The sequence below is a fragment of the Streptomyces sp. NPDC048171 genome, from assembly GCF_043202655.1.
Taxonomy (GTDB): Bacteria; Actinomycetota; Actinomycetes; order Streptomycetales; family Streptomycetaceae; genus Streptomyces.
The window spans coordinates 530,942-555,845 of record NZ_JBIDAU010000005.1 but is presented as its reverse complement, the minus strand read 5'-3'; the positions used below and the strand labels follow the sequence as shown (position 1 = coordinate 555,845).

20 protein-coding genes, 1 tRNA gene and 1 pseudogene are annotated in these 24,904 nt (G+C 70.6%); 6 read left to right on the top strand and 16 right to left on the bottom strand.

Annotation, left to right across the window (positions count from 1 at the left end; translation table 11 throughout):
* Positions 1–21: 21 nt before the first annotated feature.
* Positions 22–783, bottom strand: coding sequence for a MerR family transcriptional regulator (locus ACGF3J_RS17130; protein ID WP_161326142.1), 762 nt, complete (start codon positions 781–783; stop codon positions 22–24).
* Positions 784–902: 119 nt separating this feature from the next.
* On the opposite strand from ACGF3J_RS17130, the gene ACGF3J_RS17125 reads away from it, so the two are divergent.
* Positions 903–2,330, top strand: coding sequence for a glutamate decarboxylase (locus ACGF3J_RS17125; RefSeq protein ID WP_161326141.1), 1,428 nt, complete (start codon positions 903–905; stop codon positions 2,328–2,330).
* Positions 2,331–2,340: 10 nt separating this feature from the next.
* On the opposite strand, the gene ACGF3J_RS17120 is transcribed toward ACGF3J_RS17125, so the two are convergent.
* The 5 genes from ACGF3J_RS17120 to ACGF3J_RS17100 form a co-directional block, all read right to left on the bottom strand.
* Positions 2,341–3,099 carry an ABC transporter permease gene (locus ACGF3J_RS17120; protein WP_393854255.1) on the bottom strand — a complete coding sequence of 253 codons (759 nt, stop codon included), beginning with the start codon at positions 3,097–3,099 and terminating at the stop codon, positions 2,341–2,343.
* 29 nt (positions 3,100–3,128) lie between these two features.
* On the bottom strand, positions 3,129–4,070 hold the full coding sequence (locus ACGF3J_RS17115; protein WP_161327248.1) for an ATP-binding cassette domain-containing protein: 942 nt from the start codon (positions 4,068–4,070) through the stop codon (positions 3,129–3,131).
* Positions 4,071–4,143: 73 nt separating this feature from the next.
* Positions 4,144–4,794 (bottom strand): PadR family transcriptional regulator, encoded by a 651-nt coding sequence (locus ACGF3J_RS17110; protein ID WP_161327250.1) that lies wholly within the window; start codon positions 4,792–4,794, stop codon positions 4,144–4,146.
* A gap of 33 nt (positions 4,795–4,827) precedes the next feature.
* Positions 4,828–6,288 (bottom strand): aldehyde dehydrogenase family protein, encoded by a 1,461-nt coding sequence (locus ACGF3J_RS17105; protein ID WP_161327252.1) that lies wholly within the window; start codon positions 6,286–6,288, stop codon positions 4,828–4,830.
* Between the two features lie 71 nt (positions 6,289–6,359).
* Positions 6,360–7,184, bottom strand: a complete 825-nt coding sequence (locus ACGF3J_RS17100; protein ID WP_161327261.1) for a helix-turn-helix transcriptional regulator — start codon at positions 7,182–7,184, stop codon at positions 6,360–6,362.
* Positions 7,185–7,561: 377 nt separating this feature from the next.
* Here ACGF3J_RS17100 and ACGF3J_RS17095 point away from each other — a divergent pair, with 377 nt between their 5' ends.
* Positions 7,562–8,062 carry an ATP-binding protein gene (locus tag ACGF3J_RS17095; protein ID WP_237552368.1) on the top strand — a complete coding sequence of 167 codons (501 nt, stop codon included), beginning with the start codon at positions 7,562–7,564 and terminating at the stop codon, positions 8,060–8,062.
* Between the two features lie 73 nt (positions 8,063–8,135).
* Here ACGF3J_RS17095 and ACGF3J_RS17090 read toward each other — a convergent pair whose 3' ends face one another.
* The 3 genes from ACGF3J_RS17090 to rpmG all read right to left on the bottom strand — a co-directional run bounded on the left by ACGF3J_RS17090 (position 8,136) and on the right by rpmG (position 10,187).
* On the bottom strand, positions 8,136–8,405 hold the full coding sequence (locus tag ACGF3J_RS17090) for a DUF397 domain-containing protein (RefSeq protein ID WP_122616831.1): 270 nt from the start codon (positions 8,403–8,405) through the stop codon (positions 8,136–8,138).
* A gap of 315 nt (positions 8,406–8,720) precedes the next feature.
* Positions 8,721–10,016 (bottom strand): GTP-binding protein, encoded by a 1,296-nt coding sequence (locus ACGF3J_RS17085; protein WP_161327257.1) that lies wholly within the window; start codon positions 10,014–10,016, stop codon positions 8,721–8,723.
* A gap of 6 nt (positions 10,017–10,022) precedes the next feature.
* Positions 10,023–10,187 (bottom strand): 50S ribosomal protein L33, encoded by a 165-nt coding sequence (rpmG, locus tag ACGF3J_RS17080; protein WP_044382365.1) that lies wholly within the window; start codon positions 10,185–10,187, stop codon positions 10,023–10,025.
* A gap of 344 nt (positions 10,188–10,531) precedes the next feature.
* Here rpmG and ACGF3J_RS17075 point away from each other — a divergent pair, with 344 nt between their 5' ends.
* On the top strand, positions 10,532–11,005 hold the full coding sequence (locus ACGF3J_RS17075; RefSeq protein ID WP_346345990.1) for a hypothetical protein: 474 nt from the start codon (positions 10,532–10,534) through the stop codon (positions 11,003–11,005).
* Between the two features lie 31 nt (positions 11,006–11,036).
* Here the strand turns inward: ACGF3J_RS17075 and ACGF3J_RS17070 are convergent, their stop codons facing one another.
* Positions 11,037–12,176: a DUF2786 domain-containing protein gene (locus tag ACGF3J_RS17070; protein ID WP_161327259.1), complete on the bottom strand. Its 1,140-nt coding sequence runs from the start codon at positions 12,174–12,176 to the stop codon at positions 11,037–11,039.
* A 159-nt stretch (positions 12,177–12,335) separates the two neighbouring features.
* On the opposite strand from ACGF3J_RS17070, the gene ACGF3J_RS17065 reads away from it, so the two are divergent.
* The 3 genes from ACGF3J_RS17065 (at position 12,336) to ACGF3J_RS17055 (ending at position 15,557) form a co-directional block, all read left to right on the top strand.
* A complete protein-coding gene (locus ACGF3J_RS17065; RefSeq protein WP_161331978.1) occupies positions 12,336–12,965 on the top strand; it encodes a LysE family translocator in 630 nt (209 codons plus the stop codon).
* A 72-nt stretch (positions 12,966–13,037) separates the two neighbouring features.
* On the top strand, positions 13,038–13,784 hold the full coding sequence (locus ACGF3J_RS17060; protein WP_161331977.1) for a Clp protease N-terminal domain-containing protein: 747 nt from the start codon (positions 13,038–13,040) through the stop codon (positions 13,782–13,784).
* 81 nt (positions 13,785–13,865) lie between these two features.
* A complete protein-coding gene (locus tag ACGF3J_RS17055; RefSeq protein ID WP_161331976.1) occupies positions 13,866–15,557 on the top strand; it encodes a bifunctional 3'-5' exonuclease/DNA polymerase in 1,692 nt (563 codons plus the stop codon).
* Between the two features lie 92 nt (positions 15,558–15,649).
* Here ACGF3J_RS17055 and ACGF3J_RS17050 read toward each other — a convergent pair.
* The 6 genes and pseudogenes from ACGF3J_RS17050 to ACGF3J_RS17025 form a co-directional block, all read right to left on the bottom strand.
* Positions 15,650–16,500: pseudogene (locus tag ACGF3J_RS17050) on the bottom strand (site-specific integrase); the annotation flags it as partial.
* A gap of 244 nt (positions 16,501–16,744) precedes the next feature.
* Complete coding sequence (locus tag ACGF3J_RS17045) at positions 16,745–19,801, bottom strand: hypothetical protein (protein ID WP_161331974.1); 3,057 nt, start codon at positions 19,799–19,801, stop codon at positions 16,745–16,747.
* Positions 19,798–20,613 carry a serine peptidase gene (locus ACGF3J_RS17040; protein ID WP_161331973.1) on the bottom strand — a complete coding sequence of 272 codons (816 nt, stop codon included), beginning with the start codon at positions 20,611–20,613 and terminating at the stop codon, positions 19,798–19,800. Before ACGF3J_RS17040 ends, ACGF3J_RS17045 begins: the two co-directional genes overlap by 4 nt.
* Positions 20,610–22,613: an ATP-binding protein gene (locus ACGF3J_RS17035; protein WP_161331972.1), complete on the bottom strand. Its 2,004-nt coding sequence runs from the start codon at positions 22,611–22,613 to the stop codon at positions 20,610–20,612. The genes ACGF3J_RS17040 and ACGF3J_RS17035 overlap by 4 nt, the downstream gene beginning before the upstream one ends.
* Before the next feature lie 434 nt (positions 22,614–23,047).
* A tRNA-Thr gene (locus tag ACGF3J_RS17030) sits at positions 23,048–23,121 on the bottom strand.
* A gap of 127 nt (positions 23,122–23,248) precedes the next feature.
* On the bottom strand, positions 23,249–24,865 hold the full coding sequence (locus ACGF3J_RS17025; protein ID WP_161331971.1) for an alpha/beta hydrolase: 1,617 nt from the start codon (positions 24,863–24,865) through the stop codon (positions 23,249–23,251).
* Positions 24,866–24,904 lie beyond the last annotated feature (39 nt).

The window sequence follows — 24,904 nt, the reverse complement described above, 5'->3', positions numbered from 1 at the left end:
GACCCGGGCCACGGACACCGCTCAGGGGGTGTGCCGGACCGCGTTGGCGAGGATCGCCTCGCGCATGTAGGCGGCGAGGCCCGGCTTGGCGGCGTCGATGTTCCGCGTGAAACGCTCGTCCGAGACGTACATCTCGCCCAGGCAGGTGTGCATCTCGTACCCGCAGTCGTAGTGGTTGCGGGCGATCCCCCGCCGGTGGTCCTCGGCCACGTCCATGGCCGCCTCGGAGCCGGCGGGCTCACCGGCGTCCATCAGGGCGACGAAGCGCCGGGTGAGCTCGTCGGCCTCGTCCTGGAGGCGCTGCCAGTCCTCCTTGGTGTACGAGGCGGTCTTCTCCTTCGACTGGCGGTAGGCGTCGGTGTCGCCCCAGCGCTCCTGGACCTCCTCCTCGTACTGGTCGGGGTCGAAGTCGCCGAAGACCTCGAACTTCTCCTCCGGTGTGAGGTTGATTCCCATGCTGCGTGCCTCCATGGCCTGCTCCACGGCCGCCGCCATCTTCTCGAGCTTCTCGATCCGGGCGGTCAGCAGCTCGTGCTGGCGGCGCAGGTGCGCGCGCGGGTCCGCGGCCGGGTCGTCGAGCAGGGCGGCGACCTCGTCGAGCGGGAAGCCGAGCTCTCGGTAGAACAGGATCTGCTGCAGCCGGTCGAGGTCGGCGTCGCTGTACCGCCGGTGGCCCGCGTGGCTGCGCCCGCCGGGTACGAGCAGGCCGATGTCGTCGTAGTGGTGCAGGGTGCGCACCGTCACCGCGGCGAAGCCCGCGACCTGTCCCACGGAGTAGCTCACTTCCGCTCCCCTCTCTGGCGCCGTCCACGCTGCCGCCTCACGTGACGTGAGGTGCAAGCCACCGCGTGCCGGTACCGCCCCGGGTGCGGGGCTCCGGGTCCCGGCCTACCGTCGGTTGCATGTCACTGCACAAGGGTCCCCGCCCTCGCCACGGCGACGATCGCGACCGGCGCCGGCTGGCCGTGAACCCGTTCCACGCGGCGGCGAACCCGCTCGGCGGCATGACCGAGGCCCCGCCCTCCCACCGGCTGCCGCAGTCCCCGCTGCCGCCGGAGAGCGCGTACCGGCTGGTCCACGACGAGCTGATGCTGGACGGCAACGCCCGGCTGAACCTGGCCACCTTCGTCACCACCTGGATGGAGCCGCAGGCCGGGGTGCTGATGAGCGAGTGCCGGGACAAGAACATGATCGACAAGGACGAGTACCCGCGCACCGCCGAGCTGGAGCGGCGCTGCGTGGCGATGCTCGCCGACCTGTGGCACGCCCCCGACCCGTCGGCGACCGTGGGCTGCTCGACGACCGGGTCGAGCGAGGCGTGCATGCTGGCCGGGATGGCGCTGAAGCGGCGCTGGGCGCTGCGCAACGCCGACCGGTATCCCGCGAAGGACGTGCGGCCCAATCTGGTGATGGGCGTGAACGTCCAGGTCTGCTGGGACAAGTTCTGCAACTTCTGGGAGGTGGAGGCCCGGCAGGTCCCGATGGAGGGCGACCGCTTCCACCTGGACCCGCAGGCCGCCGCCGAGCTGTGCGACGAGAACACGATCGGGGCCGTCGGCATCCTCGGCTCCACCTTCGACGGTTCCTACGAGCCGATCGCCGACCTGTGCGCGGCCCTGGACGCCCTCCAGGAGCGGACCGGCCTCGATGTCCCGGTGCACGTCGACGGCGCGTCCGGCGCCATGGTCGCGCCCTTCCTGGACGAGGACCTGGTGTGGGACTTCCGGCTGCCGAGGGTCGCCTCGATCAACACCTCGGGGCACAAGTACGGGCTGGTCTACCCGGGCGTCGGCTGGGCGCTGTGGCGGGACTCGGCCGCGCTCCCCGAGGAGCTGGTCTTCCGGGTCAACTACCTGGGCGGCGACATGCCGACGTTCGCGCTGAACTTCTCCCGGCCCGGCGCGCAGGTGGTGGCGCAGTACTACACGTTCCTGCGGCTGGGCCGGGAGGGTTACCAGGCGGTGCAGCAGACCGCGCGGGACACCGCCCGCGGACTCGCCGAACGGATCGAGGCGCTCGGCGACTTCCGGCTGCTGACCCGCGGCGACCAGTTGCCGGTCTTCGCCTTCACGACCGCCGACGACGTGACGGCCTACGACGTCTTCGACGTGTCCCGGCGGCTGCGGGAGGGCGGCTGGCTGGTGCCGGCGTACACCTTCCCGCCGCACCGCGAGGACCTGTCCGTGCTGCGGGTGGTGTGCCGCAACGGCTTCTCGGCCGACATGGCGGACCTGCTCCTGGACGACCTGGAGCGGCTCCTGCCGGAACTGCGCCGGCAGCCGCATCCCCTGGACCGGGACAAGGGGGCGGCCACCGGCTTCCACCACTAGGGGCTGTCGTTCACCGGCTGAGCCGCGCGAACCTCCGCACCGCCAGCGGGAAGAACACCACGAGCAGGGCGAGCGGCCAGGCGATCGCCGCCCACACGTGGCCGGACTCACCGCCGGGGCCCCCGAACAGGTCGCGTACGGCGGTGGCGGTCTGGGACATGGGGTTCCACTGGACGACGGTGCCCAGCCAGCCGGGCATGGAGTCGGGCGTGGCGAAGGCGTTGGAGAGGAAGCCGACCGGCCAGACGAGGATCTGCACCGCCTGCACCAGCTCCGGCTTGCCGGCCACCAGGGCCAGGAAGATGCCTATCCACAGCATGGCGAAGCGGAAGAGCAGGAGCAGGCCGACGGCGCCCAGGAAGGCGGCGGGGCCACCGTGGGTCCGCCAGCCGAGCGCGTGGCCGACCACGATCAGGACCGTGAGTCCGAGGGCCGACTGGAGCATGTCGGCGGCGGAACGGCCCACCGGGACCGCGCCGTTGGCCATCGGCAGGGAGCGGAAACGGTCGACGACGCCCTTGTTGAGGTCCTGGGTGACGGCGATCATGGTGCCCTCCAGGCCGAACGCCATGGTGAGCGCCAGCATCCCGGGGACCAGGTAGTCGACGTACTCGCCGGTCACGCCCCGGCCGCCGCCGACCAGGTAGCCGAACATCAGCAGGAGCATGACCGGGAAGACCAGGTTGACGACCATGGCCACCGGCTGCCGTGCCCAGCGGGCCAGCTCCCGGCGGGTCATGGTCCATGAGTCGGTCAGGGCGTAGGTCATGGGGTTCGGGTGCGGGACGGTGCTCGTGCTCACACGGCCTCCTTGGTGCGGTCGGTCAGGTGCAGGAACACCTCGTCCAGGGTGGGGCGGCGCAGCGCCACGTCCTCGGCCTCCAGACCGGCCTCCTCCAGCGCCCGTACGACGCCGGAGAGGGCCGTCATGCGGTCGGTGACCGGGGCGCTGAGCAGGCGGCGGTCGGGGTCGACGCGGACGCCGGTGAGGGGCAGCAGGGCGACGGCGGCGCCCAGTTGGCCGGCGTCGCGCAGGACGACGTCGACGCGGTCGCCGCCGATGGCGGCCTTCAGTTCGTCGGCCGTGCCGTCGGCGACGACCCGGCCGGCGTCGACGACGGAGATGCGGTCGGCGAGCTGGTCGGCCTCCTCCAGGTACTGGGTGGTCAGCAGGACCGTCGTACCGCCGCCGACCAGCGAGCGGACCGAGTCCCAGACCTCGGCCCGGCCGCGCGGGTCGAGTCCGGTGGTCGGCTCGTCCAGGAAGAGCACCTCCGGCTCGGTGATCAGGGACGCGGCGAGGTCCAGGCGGCGCCGCATGCCGCCGCTGTAGGCGCTGACGGGCTTGCGTCCGGTGTCGGTCAGCTCGAAGCGCGCGAGCAGTTCACCGGCACGCGCGCGTGCCCGCCGGGCGCCCAGGTGGTGGAGGCGGCCGAACATCTCCAGGTTCTGCCGGCCGCCCAGTTCCTCGTCGAGGGCGGCGTGCTGGCCGAGCAGGCCGATGCGCAGCCGTACGGCGTACGCCTGGGTGGCGACGTCGTGCCCCGCCACCTCGATCCGGCCCGCGTCGGGCCGCAGCAGGGTGGACAGGATGCGGACCAGCGTCGTCTTGCCCGCGCCGTTCGGGCCCAGCACGCCGTGCACCGTGCCACGCGTGACGGTGAGGTCGAGTCCGTCCAGCGCGTCCTTCCTGCCGTACTTCTTGCGTGCCCCTTCGACGGTGATCGCCGCGTCGGCCACTGCCACTCCCCTCGCTAGCCAAATTTGACTACTCCGCCAAGGTAACGCGCCGCGCAAGGCTGGTCAAACTTGATTAGTGGGCGTCGTCGCCGTCTCCGCGGGGCGGCCGCCCCGCCGCGAACGGGTTCTCCTCGCCCTCCGCCAGCACCCCGACGAACGGCTCCCCCTCGCCGGCGAAGGTGTACGCGCCGCCCCGGACGCGGTCGATGAGCCCCCGGGTCCACTCGGCACCGGTGTCGGCCGAGTGGACCCAGAAGTTCATGATCTCGCCGATGTGCCCGAGCTGCCCCGGGCCCTCCTCGGGCGTGTAGTACTCGGTGACGGCGCCCCGCCACTCCTCGATCCTCCGCACCCGTTCCTCCAGCAGCGCGAGGGCCTCCTCGCGTGGGAGGTCGACCATGAAGCCGAGCGCCGCGGTGAGCACGTCCGGCCGCTGGTCGTAGGCGGTGAGGTACTCCCGCAGCAGGGTGAGGTACTCCTCGGTGCCCTGCTCGGTGACCTCGTACTCCACGCGCGGCGGCCCGCCCGCCGTGGACGGCGCGACCTCGTGCGCGAGCAGCAGCCCCTGCTTCGCCATCTGCTTCAGGGCGTGGTAGATCGAGCCGGGCTTGGCGTTGGACCACTCGTGCGCGCCCCAGAACTCCAGGTCGTTGCGCACCTGGTAGCCGTGGGCCCGCCCGTGCTGACGCACGGCGCCCAGCACGAGGAGACGGATCGCTGACATGGGGTCCAGATTAGGGCCCGGCCACCGGGAACGTCAGAACGGGAACCCGCTGCGGCCGTGCTGCACCGAGATCCACTTCTGGGTGGTGAAGGCGTCCAGCATCGTGTCGCCGTTGAGGCGGCCGAGGCCCGAGTGCTTCTCGCCGCCGAAGGGCACGATCGGCTCGTCGTGCACGGTGCCGTCGTTCACGTGGAACATGCCGGTGTCGATCCGCTTGGCGAAGTTCACGCCCCGCTCGACGTCCGCCGTGTGCACGGCGCCGCTCAGTCCGTAGGGGGTGTCGTTGACCAGGCGTACGGCCTCCTCCTCGCCGTCGAAGGGGACGAGGAAGGCGACCGGGCCGAAGACCTCCTGCCGCAGCAGCGGTGATTCGGCGGGCAGGCCGGTCAGGACCGACGGCTCGACCAGGTTGTCCGTGACCGTGCCGTGCACCAGGGCGGTGGCCCCCTCGGCGAGCGCCTGCTCGACCACGCCGGAGACCGCGTCCGCCTGGGAGGAGTTGATCACCGGGCCGATGACGGTCGACGGGTCGCGCGGGTCGCCGGTCTTGAGCGTGCGCACCTTGGCGACGAACTTCTCGGTGAACTCGTCGGCCACGGCGCGGTCGACCAGCACGCGGTTGGCCGCCATGCAGACCTGGCCCTGGTGCACGTACCGGCTGAAGACGGCGGCGTCGACCGCGTAGTCGACGTCCGCGTCGTCGAGCACCACCAGGGCGCTGTTGCCGCCGAGTTCGAGGACCGAGCGCTTGAAGTGCGCGGCGCAGACCGTGGCCACGTGGCGGCCGACCGTGTCCGAGCCGGTGAAGGAGATGACCTTCGGGACCGGGTGCTCGATGAAGGCGTCCCCGATCTCCGCGATGTCGGTGACGACGACGTTGAGCAGGCCGCCGGGCAGTCCCGCGTCCTCGAAGAGCTTCGCGATCAGGGTGCCGCCGACGATCGGCGTGTTCTGGTGCGGCTTGAGGACGACGCCGTTGCCCAGGGCAAGGGCCGGGGCGACCGACTTCAGCGAGAGCAGGAAGGGGAAGTTGAAGGGGCTGATGACGCCCACGACGCCGACCGGCACCCGGTAGACGCGGTTCTCCTTGCCGTCGACCGGGGACGGGATGATCCGGCCCTCGGGGCGCAGCGCCAGGTGGACCGCCTCGCGCAGGAACTCCTTGGCGAGGTGCAGTTCGAATGCGGCCTTCAGACGGGTGCCGCCCAGCTCGGCGACGATCGCCTCGCTGATCTCCTCCTCGCGCTCCTCCACCAGGCGCAGCGCCTTCTCGAAGACCGCGCGGCGCGCGTACGGGTTCGTCGCGGCCCACTGCTTCTGGGCGCGCTCTGCGGCCCGGTAGGCGGCGTCGACCTCGTCGGCGGTGGCTATGGTGACCGAGGCCAGCTTCTCGTTGTCGTACGGGTTGAAGTCGATGATGTCCCAGGATCCGGTCCCCGGGCGCCACTCGCCGTCGATGTACTGCTGGGCGAGGTCGGTGAAGTACGACGACATGTGATCCCTCAATCCCCTGAGCTGCCGCAGCCGGAGCGGGCCGCCTGAATGGGCGTCATCGTACTTATGTTTTACGAGAGTTGAAGAAGCCCTCTGAGAAGGTCCCGGCTCTCGTCCGGACCCGGACTGTCCTGCTGGAGTTCCTTCAGCGCCGTCTCGTACTGGGTGACGTCCTCGTGCTTGTCGAGGTAGAGCGCGCTGGTGAGCTGCTCCAGGTAGACGACGTCCGACAGGTCGGACTCGGGGAAGCTGAGGAGCGTGAACGCGCCACTCTCGCCGGAGTGTCCGCCGAAGCCGAACGGCATGATCTGGAGCCGCACATTGGGGCGTTCCGACATCTCGATCAGGTGCTGGAGCTGTCCGCGCATCACCTCGCGGTCGCCGTAGGGACGGCGCAGGGCGGCCTCGTCCAGGACGATGTGGAACTCGGGCGCGTTCTCCGCGACGAGGTACTTCTGCCGCTCCAGGCGCAGCGCGACCCGCCGTTCGACGTCCGCCGCGCCGGCGCCCTTCATGCCGCGCCGGACCACCGCGCGGGCGTATTCCTCGGTCTGCAGCAGGCCGTGCACGAACTGCACCTCGTACACCCGGATCAGCGAGGCGGCGCCCTCCAGGCCCACATAGGTGGGGAACCAGCTGGGCAGCACGTCGGAGTAGCTGTGCCACCAGCCCGCGACGTTGGCCTCCTTGGCCAGCGAGAGCAGGGAGGTGCGCTCCTGCTCATCCGTGATGCCGTACAGCGTCAGCAGGTCCTCGACGTCCCTCGTCTTGAAGCTCACCCGGCCCAGCTCCATCCGGCTGATCTTCGACTCGGAGGCGCGGATCGAGTAGCCCGCCGCCTCCCGCGTGATCCCCCGCGTCTCACGCAGCCGCCTGAGTTGTGATCCGAGCAGCATGCGCCGCACCACCGATCCGGGCTCTCCCGCGCTCACGTTCGCCAGCCTCCCCAACCGTCTTCAGGGGCCGAAGTCTGCCACTAAAACACTCCGAGCAGTACTCGTCCGGTTACGGAAACGGAATCGAGCCAAAGGAAACGCACAGGATCATGCAGGCGGTGATCCGAAACCGGTCGTCGCCAGAGATGAAGGGGAGGCGAAAATGACGGAAAAATTGCCCAACAAGCGGTACGGGCAGGTCCATTTCGGTCACGTGCACGTGCATCTGCCCTTGCATCTGCGGTACGCATCCGAAACCATGGTCCCGCACCACCGCGCCGCATCGCTACGACCGCGAATTCCCGGGAGTGCCTCGCATGGGGACGAATGGATCGACCATGCTCGAGCCGTTACGGCAGGGCCTTCCGCCACTCGACCCCGCGGCCGTGTCCAACGCCGCCTCCTGCGCCCTCCCGCCGCGCTTCGAAGCGGTGCGCGAGGCCCGGAGATTCACCCGCAGAACACTGGACGGCTGGGACGCCGGCGAGCGCTTCGACGATGTCTGCCTGGTGGTCTCCGAACTCGTCACCAACGCCCTTCGGCACGCGCTGCCGGCGGACACCCCCCGGCACGGCGAGCACAACGGTCCCGTCCGGCTGCACCTGATGCGCTGGACCGAGCGGCTGGTGTGCGCGGTGCGCGACCCCAGTCACGACAGTCCGGTGGCCCGCGAGACCGACGACTTCTCGGCCGAGTCGGGCCGCGGCCTCTTCCTCGTGGACTCCTTCAGCGACAGCTGGGGCTGGCACCCGCTCGCCGGGACGCTCAACGGCAAGGTCGTCTGGGCGCTGTTCCGGCTCCCCGGGCCCTGCGAGGGGACGGACCCGGCCTACGGATGACGAAGCGCCGCGACGCCTCGACGCGTCGCGGTTCTACGCGTGTCAACCCTCGGGCGCCACGCGTCACCTCGGGTCAGCTCGTGACCAGGTGGTCGAACTCGCCGTCCTTGACGCCGAGCAGCATGGCCTCGATCTCGGCCCGCGTGTAGACGAGCGCGGGCCCGTCGGGGAAGCGCGAGTTGCGCACCGCGACGGCACCGTCGGGCAGCCGCGCGAACTCCACGCATGACCCCTGCGAGTTGCTGTGCCGGCTCTTCTGCCAGGCTGCGTCGTGCAGCTGCGTGGCGGCCATGCCGTTGTACACGCCGGACACGCGGTCAACGTCGTACACGTCGTGGTCCACAGGTCGCTCCCCGGTGGTGCACTGGCTGATGTGGCCATTGATGCAGTGGTCAACTGATCCGGATCATAACCTCGTTCACGTGCTGATGCATGAGCAAATGCACGTGCACGCGCGGTGTTCCTGCGGTTACAGCCTTGACGGCCGCTTTACCCGAAAGCCCTTGCTCTCATGGACGCCCACTGCGGAGAAGACGTTCCCCGTTTGCCCCCGAATTCCTAGAACATGCAACAACATGCAACAGCGCCGGGGATCCGCTCGACTGGGCGGACCCCCGGCGCGACGCCGGACGGGAGGGTTGCGGCGCAGGTCAGCTGGTCAGACCTCCAGGAGGGTGTCGAAGCCGGACGGCAGTCGCTCCCAGGCGGCCCGCCCGGCGGCGTACTCGGCGTCGGTCAGCAGGCACGACTCCAGGAGCCGGGCCAGGCCGTCGCGGTCGAGGCCGGGAGAGGTGAAGACCAGGTGCTGGCAGCGGTCGCCGTGCTCGGGGTGCCAGTCCAGCGCGGCGGCGGCACGGCGCACCGGCGGGACCAGGTCCCAGGCGGCGTCGGGCAGCGAGGCGAGCCACGGCCCCGCCCCCTCCACGCACAGCGCCCCGCCCGCGGCGTCCCAGTGCAGCAGCGTGTCCGCCTTGTCGGCCAGCCAGAACCGGCCCCGGCTGCGGGCGGCGGCACAGGTCAGGTCCTCCAGCGCCGCGTACAGCCGGCCCGGGTGGAAGGGGCGGCGGCGGTGCCAGACCAGCGTGGTGACGCCGTGCGCGTCGGCCTCGGCGGGCAGCAGGGCGCAGGCCGGGTGCTGGGCGGCGGCCGCGGCCTCCACGTCGAAACCGGCGAGGGCGGCGCGGGCCAGCTCGGAGGGCGGGGCGGCGGCCGGGCTTCCGGAGGGGGCGGCCGGGCTTCCCGGGGCGGCGGGGGCGCTCCCGGGGGCGCCGCTGTGACCCCCTCCCTGGCTGCCGCCGTGACCACCACCGGGGCCACCACCGGACCCGACCACCACCCGGCGGGCCGTCGGATGCAGCTGGGCCAGCAGCTCGCGGTCCTCGTCGTCGGCCTCCGGCGACCCGGGGAGGGACTCGGCCAGGGCGAGGACGGGGGCGTACTCCAGCTGCCGTGCGAAGGTGTCGGCGACGGTGCGCTGGTCGGTGGCCGCGGCGGCGAGGCCGCCCTCGGCGAGGTCGTCGCCGTTGCCCAGGTACGGCAGCACCAGGGCCGGGTCCACGGCGGTGATCACGCCGGTGACGGTGAAGCCGCCGGCCGTCACCACCTCCGCCATGGCCTTGGGCTCCACGGAGTCCCACAGCTCGACCACCGCCAGCGGGGTGCCCCCGGCGTCCGCCAGCCGGACCAGCTCGGGGACGAGGTCCTCGCGCAGGGCGCAGCAGGCGCAGTCGTTGACGAGCGGCGCCTCGCCGGCGGAGAGGATGCCGGTGGCGTCCCGTACGGTCCGTACGACCGTGCCCGCGGTGGCCGTCGCCAGGTCGTGGTGGAGGACGACGCTGCCGGGCACGTCGGCCAGCAGCCGCGCCACGGTCGCCCGGCGGGCCTCGGCGTGCAGCCCGCCGACGATCACCACCGGCAGCGCCGGGCGGTACTCGGGGTGGATGCCCTCGCGCATGACGGGTCAGCGCTCCTCTCGGAAGTCGACGTGCCGGCCGGCCACCGGGTCGTACTTGCGCAGGGTCAGCCGGTCCGGGTCGTTGCGGCGGTTCTTGCGGGTGACGTAGGTGAAGCCGGTGCCGGCCGTGGACCGGAGCTTGATGACCGGACGGAGTTCGTTGCGTGCCATGCCCGGCATCTTACTGAAAATGACATCCATTAACAGTTACGTCCGCCGCCTCCGAAGGAGAGGTACGTCACCCGTCTCCGCCCACTGCGCGCCTGCCAGGCGCCGGGGGTCCGCGAGCCGTCCTGGTAACTTGCGGCTGTCCTCAGGTCGTCCCGGGTTGTGATGCCTCGGGGCCGGCCCGGCCGTCCGGCAACAGCTTGGAGCTTCCCGTGACGTTGGTGACTGCGGAGAGTACGGCGAGCGCGACGAGTACGGCGAGTACGGCGAGTACGGATGACCTTCTGCCGGTACCCCGCGCGCGGCGCTCGCCCGGGCGGGCGCGGCGGTCCGTGCGGGCCGCTGCCGTGGCCCTCGGACTGGTGGGCACGCTGGCGCTGACCGCGTGCACCGACGGCGGCTCCGACGACGGTGGCTCGGGCGGAGGCGGCGAGTCCTCGGCGGCGCCCGAGGCGTCCGCGAGCACGGACCCTAGCGGCGGCAGCGGCGGGTCGCCGTCCGACGCCGGGGAGTTGGAGGGGAGCTGGCTGGCCACCACCGACGGCCAGGCCGTCGCGCTGATGGTGACCGGCGGCAAGGCCGCCCTCTTCGCCACCGGCGGGACGGTGTGCAGCGGCACCGCCGGTGAGGACGCCGGCACCCGGATCGTCCGCCTCAAGTGCACCGACGGCAGCGACGACCGGTCGACCGGCACGGTCGGGTCGGTGGACGGCAAGTCCCTCAAGATGGTCTGGGAGGGCGGCCTCGGCGAGGAGACGTACACCAAGTCGGAGGGCGGATCGCTGCCGCCGGGCCTGCCGACGGAGGGCCTCGGCTCCTGAACCCGCGCCTGCTCCCCCGGCCGCCGGCCGCCTACCTCAGCGGCCGTCGGCGGCCGACCTCGGCGTGGTCGGCCGCGCGGGTGCCCTCCGTCCAGCCGTCCGCGTCACCGGCACCCCGCATCCGGGTCGTGGTCGTCTCGGGGAACATGCGCTCCAGCCGGTCGGTGACCGCGACGTCCCGGGAGGCGAGCACCGGCAGCAGGTCCACCTCCCCGGCGCTGCCGGCCTCGGCGGCGACGGCCTCGGCGGCGGCCCGCAACCGGGTGCCCGCGCGGTGGGCGTAGGCGGCGAGGAACGACTGGCGGAAGGTCTTGGTGCGCTTGCGCCCGCCCGCCCGCTGGGCCGCCTCCGCCTTGGTCATCGCGGCCTCGGCCTGCACCAGCAGTGAGGTGTGGAGGAGTTCGACGGCCTCCAGGTCGGCCTCGAAACCGACGACGGTGGAGAAGCCGAGGGGCTCGTTCCACACCGCCCGGCAGTGGTTGGCGTCGGCCACCGCGTCCAGCAGCACCGCCTTGGCCTGCTCGTACGGCGCCTCGACGCCGATCCGGCAGGCACCGGGGACGTCCGGCGAGGGCGCGTGCGCCGACAGCAGCGCCTCGTCGACGCTGTGCCGGGCCATCAGCTCCTGCGCCTTGGCGCTCAGCGCCTCCGCCTCCTCCGGATACCCGGTCGCCTCCGCCTTGGCGAGCAGCGCGCGGATGCGGGCGAGGGCGCGGGACTCGGGGCGGTTCTCCGGCCGGGGCCGCCCGGTCTCCCCCGCGTCGAGGGGCTCCAGCGGGGGCAGCCGCAGCAGCAGGCGGTACAGCTCCAGTACGGCGGTGGCGTGCGAGAAGCGGTCGGTGCGGGGCGTGGCGGTCCCGTCCGGTACGGCGTCGAGCTGCGCCGCCCAGCGGGGGCCGCGCGGACGGTCGTGCGGCGCCTGCGCGCGGATCAGCGCCGCGACCAGCCGTACGTGCACGTCGTCCAGTTCGCGGCGGACGATGCGCACGAGGTCGGCGGGCTGCCAGCCGCGCCGCCAGGCGGTGGCCACGAACTCCTCGCCGCGCCGCGCCAGTTCCGCGTCCGCCGCCGGGTCGGCCGCGAGCAGCGAGGCGGCGGTGTCGAGGGCGTGCTCGGCGGTGTCGTACAGGGCGGCCTCGAAGGCGCGGTCGACGGTGCGGGACGTACTCACCCGGCGATCGTGCCATGCCGGCCGGGACGGGTTCGGGGGTGGTGGGAGGGAGGGGGTGGCAGGGAGGGGTGGCAGGGGCTGAGCGTGGTGGCCCCACCGGCCGTCTCACTCCGCGGAATTCGGCCGGCGCAGGACCCGGTGGCGTCGAGCATGGCGGGCATGGTGGACATGACTCTCTACGCGGCGTTCCTCGTCGCCGCTCTCGCGCTCTGTGTCACTCCGGGTCCCGACATGATGTTCATCGTGGCGATGGGCGGGAAGGGCGGCCCCACGGCGGGTGTGATGGCCGCGTTCGGGGTGGCCTGCGCCATGCTGGTGCACGCGGTCGCCGCCGCGCTCGGGCTGTCGGCGCTGTTCACGACGCTGCCCACGCTGTACCACGTGCTGCGCTGGGCGGGCGCGGCCTATCTGCTGTACCTGGCGGTGAAGGCGTTCCGGGACCGTTCGGTGCCGGGCGAGGACGCGGCGGCCCGGGGCACCGGGATGCGGCGGGCCTTCTGGCAGGGCGCGATCACCAACCTGCTCAACCCCAAGGTGATCCTCTTCAACGTGGCGTTCCTGCCGCAGTTCGTCGACCCCTCGCTCGGTCACGTTCCCGCGCAGCTCCTGCTGCTCGGCGGCACGCTCGTGGTGATGGGCTTCCTGTGGGACGGCTTCGTGGGCCTGCTCTCCGGCCGGCTGGCGGGGCTGCTCAGGCGCAGTGCCCGCGTGAACCGCTGGCTCAACATCGTCTCCGGCACGGTGTTCACGGGACTCGCGGTGCGGTTGGTGGTGGCTTCCCCGAAATAGTCGACGCCGAGCGCGAGAAGGAGTGTCAACCATCGGTTGACACTCCACGGGAGCGCAACCTACGGTTGACACATGGCGACGAATCCGAGCATCACGTCATCCGTACGACTCGACGAACTCATCACCGCGATCAAGAAGGTCCACCCGGAGCCCCTCGAACAGCTCCAGGACGCCGTCATCGCCGGCGAGCACCTCGGAGAGGTGGCCGACCACCTCATCGGACACTTCGTGGACCAGGCCCGGCGTTCGGGCGCTTCCTGGACGGACATCGGCAAGAGCATGGGCGTCACCCGGCAGGCGGCGCAGAAGCGCTTCGTCCCCAAGGAGTCGGCCGACCTGGACGCGAGCCAGGGCTTCAGCCGCTACACGCCGCGCGCGCAGAACGCCGTGATGGCCGCGCACAACGAGGCGGTGGCCGCGGGCGCCGCCGAGGGCCTGCCCGAACACCTGATTTTGGGCGTGCTCACCGAACGCGACGGTCTGGCCGCCAAGGCGATCACCGCACAGGGCGTGGCCCTCGACGCGATCCGCGCGGCGGCGACGGCGAAGCTGCCGCCCGCCGCCGACGAGGCCCCGGAACTGGTGCCGTACGGCCCCGCCGCGAAGAAGGTCCTGGAACTCACCTTCCGCGAGGCCCTCCGCCTCGGCCACAACTACATCGGCACCGAGCACATCCTGCTCGCCCTGCTGGAGTACGAGAACGGCGAGGGCGTACTGAGCGGACTCGGCATCGGCAAGGAGTCGGTCGAGCGGTACGTCACCGAGGTACTCGCGCAGTTCATGAGGACGGAAGACGACCGCGAGGAGGGACAGGGCTGACGCCCGCGGTCGCAGAAGGTTCCCGTCGAGGGCGTTGTCGGACTCGAGGGCGTTGTCAGACCCTGCTGCGACACTCGCGACATGGCCGAACGGTGGGCACTCGCCGTGGCCGAGGACGGTGGCGTGGACGTCGCCCCCCTCGGCCCCGACGGGCTGCCCGCCGGACCGGTGCGGCGCGAGGCCGGCCCCGCCGAGGCGGTGCGGAGCAGGCCGGAGGTCGCGCGCTGGGTGTGGCGGTCCACCGCCGAGGTCGCTCCGCGCCTGCTCGCCACGGGGGTGCGAGTCGAGCGGTGCTACGACATGGAGGCGGCCGAGACCCTGCTCCTCGGCCACGAGGGGCGGTACGGGGAGCCGCGCTCGGCCGCGGCGGCCCTGGCCCGGCTGCGCGGCGGCCCCGTACCGACCGATCCGCCGCAGCGCTCCGCGGAGCCGGGCGCACAGTCCCCGCTGTTCGAACCACAGGGGGTCCACCTGCCCCTGGACGACCTGCTCGCCGTCTACGCCGAGCAGCAGAGCCGGCACGAGCGGACCGCCCACCCCGACCGGATGCGGCTGCTGACCGCGGCCGAGTCGGCGGGCATGCTGGTGGCGGCCGAGATGAACCACGCGGGGCTCCCCTGGCGCGCCGACGTGCACCGCGAGATCCTCCACGACCTGCTCGGCGAGCGGTACGCGGGCGGGGGCGAGCCGCGCCGCCTCGCCGAGCTGGCGGAGGAGGTGTCGGCGGCGTTCGGCCGCCGGGTGCGGCCCGACCTGCCCGCGGACGTGGTCAAGGCCTTCGGGCAGGCCGGCGTCAAGGTCGGCTCCACCCGCCGCTGGGAGCTGGAAACGCTCGACCACCCCGCCGTGAAGCCCTTGATCGAGTACAAGAAGCTGTACCGGATCTGGGTCGCGCACGGCTGGTCCTGGCTCCAGGACTGGGTGCGCGGGGGACGGTTCCGCCCCGAGTTCCTGGCCGGCGGCACGGTCACCGGACGCTGGGTGACCAACGGCGGGGGCGGGCTGCAGATCCCGAAGGTGATCCGGCGGGCCGTCGTCGCCGACCCCGGCTGGCGGCTGGTCGTCGCGGACGCCGACCAGATGGAACCGCGCGTACTGGCGGCGATCTCCCGCGACCCCGGGCTGATGGAGGTGGCCGGGCGGGAGAGCGACCTCTACCAGTCGGTCTCCGACCGCGCCTTCTCGGGAGACCGCGAGCAGGCCAAACTCGCCGTTCTCGGCGCGGTGTACGGGCAGACCTCCGGCGACGGCCTGAAGAACCTCGCCGCGCTCCGGCGCCGCTTCCCGAGGGCGGTGGCGTACGTGGACGACGCGGCCCGCGCGGGCGAGGAGGGGCGGCTCGTGCGGACCTGGCTCGGACGCACCTGCCCGCCTGCGGCCGGCGCGGCCGACGGCGCCGAGGAGGCGGGCCTGCCGCAGGACGACCCCGCCGGCCCCCCGGACCGCCCGCACGAGTGGGTGCCGGGCTACGCCTCCACCGACGCCCGCGCGCGGGGCCGCTTCGCCCGCAACTTCGTCGTGCAGGGCAGCGCCGCCGACTGGGCGCTGCTGCTGCTCGCCGCGTTGCGGCAGCACTGCGCGGACATGGCGGCCGAGCTGGTCTTCTTCCAGCACGACGAGGTGATCGTGCACTGCCCCGAGGAGGAGGCCGACGCGGTCGTGGCGGCGATCCGGGAGTCCGCGGAGCTGGCGGGCCGGCTGACGTTCGGCGCCACACCGGTGCGGTTCCCCTTCACCACGGCGGTGGTGGAGTGCTACGGGGACGCGAAGTAACGCCCGCCCCCTCGTCGGCCTCCGTTCCCCACTCCTCCTCGGGGCCTCATCCCTTCATAAGGGGCGGCACCGGTCCCGGACGACGCCAGGCTCAGGTGCCACATCGCGTACAGCCGGTCCTCGGCGACGAAGTCGAGGAAGGCGCCAGTCTGCTCCGGCGTCCAGACCATCACGGGCGAGGGCTTCTCGCCGGTCTGCTCCCACTTGGCGACCCGCTCATCCGTCCACACGAGCGCCTTGGGCTTGCGCACCGGGTCGATCTCGACGTGGGCCGCCGGGTTGAACGTAGCGATCTGCTGCCCGATCGCGTCGTTCAGGGCCGCGCGGAGCGTTGCCTTGATGTGCTGCCGTGTGGCGGGGCCGGTGACACGGCGGAAGGGCGGCATCGCGTCGATCGCGGCCTTCATGGCCTTGCGGCGGGCGCGGTTCGCCACACCCTTCCACGGGACGGTCGCCAACTCCTCGACCGCCGCACGTCGCTGGGCGTTCTGCTCCAGGATCTCGGCGTTGGCATCGGTGATCGCGGTGAACCTGTCGCTCAGGTGGCTGACGCGCAGCCGATCGAGACGCCGGTGGCCGTTGTGCGGCTTGAGGTGCACGCGGACATCGGTCTCGTACCGGCTGATGCCCGACTTCCGGATGCGCCTGTCGGCGAGCCACCGGTCCAGCCACTCGGCCACGGTCAGGTTGCCGATGAGATCCTGGCCGGCCTGAGTCGGCGCCGGGTCTCCTCCACGTCGGGCAGAGGCAGCTTCTCACCGCTGACCTCGGCCAGCATCGCGGCGACCAGCTGGATGCCCTCGGGATCGTCGACCTCGGCGAGCCCCAGGAGGGCGCGCACGTGGTCGAGATCGGCCCGGGCGGCCTTGAGACTGCCGTACCCGCCGCGTGCGAAGGACCGCCGGCTGCCGTCCTCGCGGCGTATGGAGTATGTGCAGTGATTCCACACCGCGAAGCTGGTCCCGATCCAACGCAAGGCCGAGCAGGAGGAACGAGCACGCTTGCCACCAAGGTGGCGAAGAAGGCCGCAAAGGCGAAAACCAAGCGGAAGAAGAAGGCCAAGAAGGGCTGACGGCCCAACGTCCTGCCCCGGCTACATGAGGGCGTGCGCGAGCCACAGCGCCCGCTACCGCCACAACCACGCTTTCTCCCATGCGTCAGACAGATCAACCCAGCCGGTCGCCTGGTTAAACACCGCAACCCGCACAATGAACGCCGATCTTCCAGCGCCTCTTGACCAGCTCTCCGCTTCCTTCCGCCCGTACCACCACCTCGCGGCCTTGAGCGGTCGGAAGGAAGGAGCGGGAGCCCTGAGCTCGGTCTACGTACCCCTTTTGCGAGAGGGAGCGTAGTTGCGTCTTCACGCATCGACGGAAGTGCGGTCTAAACGCCGCTTTCACCTCGGGCACCCCGAGGGACTCCTCCGCCCGGCAGAGGTGAATCAGGATCGCCATCTCCAGAGCGGTCAACTGTCCACCACTGTCCCCGAAGTGCGCCCCTTCACCCTCGGGGCCCGCTTCGTTCTGTGGGTTCGACGCCGCCATGGGCACTTGGGCCTCGTCCCAGGGGCCCGGGTCGTCGGCGGCGCTGAAGACGGCAAGCTCTCGTCCGTATCCGACGGCAAGGATCCCCTCCTCCATACAGAGAGCGCCAATCGCCTCGGGGAGGGTCACGACGGTATGTGTGGTGCCAGTCTCCACATCCCAGAAGTGAAGGGTTGTACGGGACGGGTCTGCCGTAATCACCACCGGGCGGCCGTGTGACGTGCCAACCGCGATCATCTTTGCCGGGGCAGCCGTGAGGAGACAGCACTGCCGGCCCGTTTCCGCGTCCCACACGCGTACCCGGCCCTTCTCGTACGCAACTGCTACCAACGGCCCTATGGGTGTTGCACCGATGGCGATACTCACTACGCCCTCGGCCCTGCCGGACAGGATCCTGCGGCATGCGCCTGGGTTGAGGTTCCACAGTTCGATCGTTCCGTCGTGATGGGCGACCGCGGCAACCGGCTTCCTACGGATCCGTCCAGTGGCCACTGCTGCACAACGAAGGTCCTGCAGAGGGTGGTCAGGGGTTCGCCCCCCGGTGAGTGAGTGGACTTGCAGTCGTCCGCCGTCCGACGGGTCAAGGCTGAGAACGAGGGGACGGCGCCGGGACCCGCCCATAGTCAGTGCGGTCACGGGTCGGTCCGGCACGGAACACGAGACGCGCTGCCACAACCGCTCACCGGTCGCGGGACGCCGGGCGGTCAGCTTTCCGTCGTTGGTGGCAGTGACGGCGACCGGCCCTTCAAGTGTGGGCCCGAGCACCACGGCCGTGAGCCTTCCAGTGCCGTTGAGGTGGTTGCCCTCGGCTGTCCCTTCAGACGCAGTCACCACCCGCAACCGCTCGTCGCCACAGCCGGTGGCGATCAATAGTCGACCGTCCACACGGCTGAGAGACACCGAACTGACGGGCATAGGATAGGTAACTCGGTCCACGGTCCGAACGCGCCGGTCGTCCAGAGCCCAGACACGCGCCGTATTGTCCTGTCCGGCGCTGACCGCCACTGGGCTGCCACCAATGTGCGTGACGGTGATCGCCCGGGGTCGGTCCGTATGTGCGCTGAATGCCTGGCGGAGGCCGCCGTCCGCCAGACTCCACTCCCGCAGGGTGCGGTCGGCGGATGCGGATAACAACGCGTATCCGGCCAGCGAATCGAACAGCCGTGATCGTCGAAGCCCTTCGTTGCCCGGGGTGATGCGCGGTTTGATGCGTTGGGTGTGGATGACCGTCTGGATATCCAGGAACGAGCTGTACGGCTTGTTGACCTCATGTAGAGCCGGGGCCTCGTACACTGCCAGGTCGGTAATCGCACCAAGGTGGCCGGTGAGCTGACGCAGCGGCCGACCACCACGTTCCAGGTCCCAGAGCCGGATTGTCCCGTCCCTGCCGCCGGTGACAGCCACACCACCTTGGCTCGTGTCGAGGGCGGTGAGGGTGTCCATGGTGCCTGGGGGCCCTTCGAACACACTGATCGGCCTTGCGTCCAGCAAGTCCCACACCTCACCCCTGCCATCAGCCGTGGTGATCACCACGGCCGGATCCGGGCCGATGCAGGCCGGTGCAATACCGATGATCTTCCCTAGGCTGAGCGGCTTTCTGAAGCGTTCCGCCCCCGCATGGGGGTCGAGGGACAGCAGCTGCCCTTGGCCGACATAGGCGACCATGTCGTCCGTGTCTCCAGTGGCGACGACCAAGCGGCCACCGGGAGGCAACCCAGCGAAGACCGTCTGGAGCTCCCCGGATTCCAGGTCTCGAATGCTAACCGTGCCGTCTCCGCCGTGGGTGATGACCATCGGAACGCCGCGGAGCTCGTGCAGCTGAAGTCCGTGCACCTCTCCGTCGTGTGCGACCACTTCCCAAAGAGCCTCCCCGCTCAACGGGTCGCAGCAGCGCACCGCTCCGTCTTTCGCCGCAGTGAGTGCGACGACGCGGAAGGAGTCCGAGACGGCCACGGCCGTCAACAGCTTCGCGTGCCTGGGCAGTACGCGCACGCGCGTGCCGGAGACCAGGTCCCAAACACCCGCTGCTCTGTCACCGCGCGCGGCGGTCACAGCGAAGGAACCGGCCCAGGCTGTCCCGGTGGCGAGCAATTCGACGGGGGAGTCGTGGGCCAGTGTGCCGCGGAGCGCGAAGCTGATATTGCTCGCTGTGGACCAGCGGCATTGCCACAGTGTGGGAGGAGCCTGGCGGGGATGGTAAAAGGCTTGGCTGACATCGGGCCACTGATGGCGGGCGGCGTCCACAGCGAGGATGTCACGCCGTGCGTGCGGCTCGGCCGCGATGTGCTCCACCAGGGACGCCCGATAGAGCGAGAGAGCCGGCACCGGAGTCCTAGCCTCTAGGAGCGCGCCGAAGCGTAGCACTGGGCCAGGGCGAGCATGAACTAGGAATTCGTAGTCGCGGAAGAGGCTCCGCAGACGACCAGCCTCAGCGGCATGTTCGGCGGCGTGACGCAGCAGATAGGGCGAGGCGAGGTCCCAGCGCGGTCGGCCTCCCTCCCGGATCGGCGCCGTGAGCCGGTCGAGGACCAGGCCGGCGACTGTCCGCCGAACTGCTGCGGAGTCAGGGGCATCCTCCCGACCGAAAAGTGGCTCCTCGCTGTTGGCTCGCCCATCCGGCCGTTCGTCGTCCTTCTGGTTTCCCTCATCTATTCCGTCTGCCTGCCGGGTCTTCGTCAGGCCTTCGTCCGCTGGGCTCACGATGCGGTTGCCAGAACGTCCGCAAGGCAAGCCGATTTCAGATAGGACTCCGCATGATGAAACTTGAAACCATGGTGAACGACATGCTGTTCGTCACTATCCACTCCGGCGAACCGCCTGGAGACGCCCTTGGCGGGGATGGCGACGGGGTCGCCGGGGTCCGCCAAGTTCGCCCAGCGGGCCACCCGAGGCGGCCGAGATCCTCGTCCGCCCTCGGGTGACGGGTTCAGCCGGTCGAAGACGGCCTTGGGCAAGGCAAGGGGCGAACCTACTGTCACCCACAGCGGGAGGAGTGGCGTGCCATCCTGGTGCAGGGTCTCGTATGCCACGACCGAACCCAGGGAGTGCGCAATCAGCACATCCGGTCGGTTGCGGTCGAGCGCCTCGCGGAGACGCTGCTGCACTGCATCGCGGGCCGGCCCCCTCCTCTGATAGGCAGCGACCTCCTTGGCAAAGCGGACCATGAACCACTCCATCAGCCATTCCGGGCACGCCCAGCTCTCCGCCAGGTCGGCTATGCCGTCGCGCAGTACCGCTGTGAGCAGTCCTTGTGGGACACGCCCCGGGCCTGGGACGGCAGGCTGAGCGGCAAGTAGTTCGCGGACGGTCTTCTCCTCGGCCCCAGTCAAGTCCTCCAGGTCCGAAGCGTCGTCACATTGGCCACCCTGCTCGCGCAGCAGATCGGCGAAGTACACCACCTCAGCTTCGACGCCCAAGTGCCTGCTCCAGACAGCCGACAGATTCCGGGCAGCCGTCTCCGTCGACTCGCCCGGTCGGTAGTTGCCGATGCCGTGGATCCCAACGATCTTCACTCCGGCCCTCCGCGAGAATAGGGGTGCTCTGTCAAGTAGTCGGCCAAGCCCTGGTGAAAGAGCCGGTACAGGGTGGAGCCATCGCTCTCCACGCCGGTACGCATGTAGAAGCGTCCGGTTTCCAGCAGCTCGCGAACATTGTGGTCCCCGACCTCCGAGTCGAATTCGGGCGCGACGGCCGCGACGGCCTCGGTGGGGAATCCCTCACCCTTGGCCCAGGCCACCGCAGACAGCACGGCTCGCAGCCGCGACCCCTCCGGACGCAGGCGCAGGTCGAGCTCCAGTACGCCGGGGAGGGTGAGCGGGACACTCCCACCCTGCCGCGCTGCGGAGGCCGTGTCTTCTGGTACGGGCAACTGTTCAAGCGCGCGGCCGTAGATCCGGGCGACGAGAAACGGACCCCAGTGTCGGGTGGTCCGAGGGTCGTGGGTCAATGTCGCGGCAATCGTGCCGGCCAGCGTGGTACGCACAGCGCGCCGGGAGGCTTCCCGATAACCGGGGAGTTCGGCTAGCCGCATGGCAATATGCCGGGCCAGGTCGTCGCGGATCTCGTCGTCGGGGACGTCATCCAGGTCGAGGAGCCTGCCTTGCCTCGCGGCGCGTTCCAGGAGCGGCTGGAAGCGTGATCCGCGACGGGTTCCGACGAGCAGCCGAACTGCGGGCAGCCCGTCGGGGCGGACGGCCTGGACCAGCGGCAGTAGAAGTCGCCGCATCAGGTCGACGGGGTCGTCGGCCTCGTCCAGAGCGTCGAAGACCAACGGCGGAATGTCAGGGAGCGACGAGACGGCGTCGATGAGGTCCGGTGCTGTCCACGCCTCCTCCCGTCCGACGCTTCGGCCTGAGAGTCCCCACTGCGTGGCCAGGGAAGCCACCACCGCGTCCAGCCCGCGGTTGCGGGCGTGAACGGCCGCCAGCATCGAGTTGGGTGAGGGGACGCCGTCCGGCTGTTGGGCAGCTAGATATTTGCGAATGTCAGGGGCGGCTCGCACGATCTCCGGATGACCGGCGCAGACCAACGCTCCCAAAAGGGCCGACTTGCCGCAGCCGGGGGCGCCGGTGACGACGCTCAGCCCGCTGGCGGTGCTGTCGTCCAGCCAAGGGGCCAGCTCGGTGAGCTGTCGTCGACGACCGGTGAAGTGGTCGCCGACGCGGTCTATGAAGTGCTCGGCTCCCAGGTCAGCGACAAACGCCCGGACGGGGGCTTCGACCGTCTGGAGCCTCTCCTGCCGGGGGTCGCTGGTCCAGTTGGGGTTGGGGAAAAAGGGCAACTCGAGCGGCTGGGAGGTATCGATCTTGGTGGAGTGGACCTTCTGGCGGCGGCTGACCGCGCCGAGCCGCTGCTGGATAGCGGACGTCACCCGGTCCCACCGCACGTAGCGCAGCGACGGAGAAGTATCGAGTCCGTTGGCGGCGATCTCCTCCAGCACCTCGGCTACTGCCGCACTGAACGCGCCGTCGTAGGCCGCTTTGTCCGGGCTGGTGGCCGCGATCACCCACGCGTGCAGCTGGTCATCCGCGATCTGCATCAACTGCCCGATCCGGGCAGCACGTCCAGCCCTGCACAGGTCAACCAGGAACAACATGGGCGCCGGCAGGCTGTTTGCCTCCTGAACCCACAAACTTACGTCGGTCCCCAATCCAGGGTCCCCACAGGATGGCACCATGGACAACCGCTCCGTGCCTTCGGCCTTCCTGTCCCGACCCGGCAGGGCCGTCGTACCGTGCGAGATGACGTGCACGACACGGAACTGGTCCTCGCTCGCCACCTCCCAGTTTCGCCGCACTGCCCTACGGTCCGGCTCCCGCTCGGTGGTCACCTGATACGAGAGCTTCCCGTACGCCTGCTCCAGCCTGGACAACACCTCCGGCACAAAGGGCAGGTCGCTCCAGCCCTGACCTGGTTCCGGCTCTGCGTTCGGCGCGACAGACGAAGCAAAGCGGCTGACGCCCATGAGCAGTGCGCGCGGATACCCCGAACCCACTGCGATTCCGTCCGCCACGTCGACTCCCCCGAGCATCCCGCGCGGCAGCCCTCACAACTGCCGTTCTTGGGATCGTACCGGCCACTGCAGAACCTGCCGGATGGGTGGAAGCCGGTGGCTTCGCCGCCGAACTTTAACTGGTGGTGGCAGGATGCGCCGGCTTAGACGATGGGTGCGAGCGCTATTCATAACCTGCGGTTGGCTCGTGGGCTCACGCCACGCAGGACGACTTGCCCCGGTCAAGGTGTTCGACCGGGGCAAGAACGCCGCCAAGGCCACCGCAAGCTCGTACCCCTCCGGGGGAAGGATGAGGCGGATGTGGAGGTCCGCCAAGCGGGGCGTCTCCCCCTCCGCTCACGCAAGCAAACCCACGGCACCCCAGCCGTGTAACCCGTCATACCCGAGCGACAGAAAAGGCCAGGTCAGACGATGTCTGACCTGGCCTTTCTCTGAGCCGCCTTCGGGATTCGAACCCGAGACCTACGCATTACGAGTGCGTTGCTCTGGCCATCTGAGCTAAGGCGGCGTGTGCTGGGCACCATGGTGCGATCAGCGACGTCGGTAAGTCTACACAGTTTCCGAGGGTGCTTCGTACCCGCCCCGGAGGCCAGGATTCCGGGGCGGGTGGGGTGGGTGGGGCGGGCGAGGGGCCGCTACGAGCAGCGCTTGCCGTCCTCGGGGGCGGTGCCGCGGAGCAGGTACGTGTCGATCGCGGAGTCGATGCAGGTGCTGCCGCGGCCGTACGCGGTGTGGCCGTCGCCCTCGTAGGTGAGGAGGCGGCCGGAGGAGAGCTGGTCGGCCAGGGCCTCGGCCCAGCGGTAGGGGGTGGCCGGGTCGCGGGTGGTGCCGACCACGACGATCGGGGTGGCACCGGCGGCCTCGATGCGGTGCGGCTCGCCCGAGGCCTGCACCGGCCAGTACGTGCAGTTCAGGGAGGCCCAGGCCAGGCCCTCGCCGAAGACGGGGGACGCCTTCTCGAAGTCGGGGAGGGCGTCGCGCACCTCGTCGGGCGAGGAGAAGGCGGCGGGGAGGTCGAGGCAGTTCACCGCGGCGTTCGCGAACATCAGGTTGCTGTAGCCGCCGTCGGCTTCGCGCTCGTAGTAGCTGTCGGACAGGAGCAGCAGGCCGGCGCCGTCGTTCTCCTTCGTCGCCGCGGTCAGCGACTCGCGCAGCCGCTGCCAGGCGCCCTCGTCGTACATCGCCGCGATCACGCCGGTGGTGGCCAGGGACTCGGTGAGCTTGCGGCCGTCGGCGTCGCCGGTGGGGATCGGCTTGGCGTCCAGGTCGTCGAAGAGCGCCTTCAGGTTCCTGCCCACCTCGGTGGGGGTGGTGTTCTTGTCGCCCAGGGGGCAGTCGGCCCGGCGTACGCAGTCCTTCGCGAAGGACTGGAAGGCGGTCTCGAAGCCCGCCGTCTGTTCCAGGTTCAGCCGGCGGGCGGGCAGGGACGGGTCCATCGCGCCGTCCAGGACCAGGCGCCCGGCCCGGTCCGGGAAGAGTCCGGCGTACGTCGCACCGAGGAGCGTGCCGTACGAGGCTCCGACATAGGTCAGCCTGTCGTCGCCCAGCACCGCGCGCAGGACGTCCATGTCGCGGGCGGCCTCGACCGTCGAGACGTGGCGCAGCAGCTCCGGCGCGTCCGCCCCGCACCCCTCGGCGAACCCCTTGTACGCGTCGACCAGCTCGTCCGTCTCGTCCTGGTCGTCCGGGGTGACGTCGGTCCGCGTGAACGCGTCCATCTCGCGGCCGTCCAGGCACTCGATGGGCTCGCTGCGGGCCACGCCACGCGGATCGACCGCCACCATGTCGTACTGGGCGCGGACCTTCGCCGGGTAGCCGATGCCCGCGTACTGCTGGAGGTAGCCGATGGCCGAGCCGCCCGGTCCGCCCGGGTTGACCAGGAGGGAGCCGAGTCGCTTGCCGGGGCCGGTGGCCTTCTTGCGGGCCACCGCGAGGCGGACGTCGCCCTCGGCCGGTTTCGCGTAGTCGAGCGGGGCCTTCATGGTGGCGCACTGGAAGCCGGGGACACCGCAGTCGCGCCAGCCGAGCTTCTGCTCGTAGTACGGCGACAGCTCGGCGGGCGTGGCCTTCGGCAGCGGGGCCAGGGACGCCGTCGCGGCCTCCGTCGCCCCGGCCGCCTGAGCCGCCGAACCGGCGGACGTCGACGCGCCCCCCGCCGAGCAGGCGGTGGCGAGCAGCGCGGCGGCGAGGAGCGTGGCTCGGATCCGGGTGCCGCCGATGCGGGTCCTGCGGTGAGTGCGCCTTGTGTGCATTCAGCGAGCGTAACTCTCCGCGACGACACTGATGCGGTG

Coding starts and splice junctions, on each gene's coding strand:
- ACGF3J_RS17125 (WP_161326141.1), top strand. CDS start 903: ATGTCACTGCACAAGGGTCCCCGCCCTCGCCACGGCGACGATCGCGAC.
- ACGF3J_RS17120 (WP_393854255.1), bottom strand. CDS start 3,099: ATGACCTACGCCCTGACCGACTCATGGACCATGACCCGCCGGGAGCTG.
- ACGF3J_RS17110 (WP_161327250.1), bottom strand. CDS start 4,794: ATGTCAGCGATCCGTCTCCTCGTGCTGGGCGCCGTGCGTCAGCACGGG.
- ACGF3J_RS17105 (WP_161327252.1), bottom strand. CDS start 6,288: ATGTCGTCGTACTTCACCGACCTCGCCCAGCAGTACATCGACGGCGAG.
- ACGF3J_RS17100 (WP_161327261.1), bottom strand. CDS start 7,184: ATGCTGCTCGGATCACAACTCAGGCGGCTGCGTGAGACGCGGGGGATC.
- ACGF3J_RS17095 (WP_237552368.1), top strand. CDS start 7,562: ATGCTCGAGCCGTTACGGCAGGGCCTTCCGCCACTCGACCCCGCGGCC.
- ACGF3J_RS17085 (WP_161327257.1), bottom strand. CDS start 10,016: ATGCGCGAGGGCATCCACCCCGAGTACCGCCCGGCGCTGCCGGTGGTG.
- rpmG (WP_044382365.1), bottom strand. CDS start 10,187: ATGGCACGCAACGAACTCCGTCCGGTCATCAAGCTCCGGTCCACGGCC.
- ACGF3J_RS17065 (WP_161331978.1), top strand. CDS start 12,336: ATGGTGGACATGACTCTCTACGCGGCGTTCCTCGTCGCCGCTCTCGCG.
- ACGF3J_RS17060 (WP_161331977.1), top strand. CDS start 13,038: ATGGCGACGAATCCGAGCATCACGTCATCCGTACGACTCGACGAACTC.
- ACGF3J_RS17055 (WP_161331976.1), top strand. CDS start 13,866: ATGGCCGAACGGTGGGCACTCGCCGTGGCCGAGGACGGTGGCGTGGAC.
- ACGF3J_RS17025 (WP_161331971.1), bottom strand. CDS start 24,865: ATGCACACAAGGCGCACTCACCGCAGGACCCGCATCGGCGGCACCCGG.